This window comes from Protofrankia sp. CiP1_Cm_nod3, from assembly GCF_982290655.1.
In genome coordinates this window covers 12,480-13,278 of the sequence record NZ_CEVIVD010000094.1, presented here as the reverse complement: position 1 = coordinate 13,278, position 799 = coordinate 12,480, and the positions used below count along the sequence as shown (strand labels likewise).

Sequence of the window (799 nt, the reverse complement as noted above, 5' to 3'; positions counted from 1 at the left end):
CCTGCTGCGCCCGGTTCTCCGGTCCGGCGAGATCAGTGGTATCGACCAGCGCCCAGTCATACAACCGAGGGCCTTTCGCGCCATCCGCACTGGAATACGTCTCCCACGCGCCGGCGGGAACCAGTCCGGCGAGAGTGTCGACCCGGCGGCGGCCGACCGCGGTGGTCACCATGGTGTCGCACGCGACCGCCAGCACATAACCGATCCGATGCTCCTCCAGCCAGTCCCGCAGCTCGGCGTCGCCGCCGTACACCTCATCGCCGGCGACCCACCCCAACTCCCGGTGGGACGCCCAGAACCGGCGGACCATGTCCAGCGCCAGCAGCGGCTTCGTCGCGAACCCCCGCCGTCGTGGCACCCCCGCCGCGGCGCACCGATCCCGGTCATCGGTCCAGCTCGTGGGAAGGTAGAGTTCCCGGTCGACCAGCGCCCGCCCTCGTCCGGACACATACGCGGCGAAAACACCGATCTGGCAATTTTCGATCCGGCCCGCGGTGCCCGAGTACTGCCGCTGCACCCCGGCCGACAGGGTTCCTTTCTTCACAAACCCGGTCTCGTCGACGACCAGAACACCATCCGCCTCGGCCAGGTTCTCGATCACATACGACGTGACGACGTCACGCACCCGATCGGCGTTCCACACATATCCGTTCAGTAGCCGCTGCATCTTCTGCGGGCCCTCTTGCCCGGTGAATTCCGCGAGCGTCCACCCGTTCTTCCGCTCCGTCCGAGACAACAACCCGGCCACATACGCCCGTGCCTGCACCCGAGGCTGCTCCGACCCGAAACACGGATCGAT

1 protein-coding gene is annotated in these 799 nt (G+C 67.3%); it reads right to left on the bottom strand.

Features of this window, described 5'->3' with window-relative positions; translation table 11 throughout:
• On the bottom strand, window positions 1-799 hold a 799-nt coding region (locus AC5LUJ_RS16900), incomplete at its 3' end, for an IS701 family transposase (protein WP_493465272.1).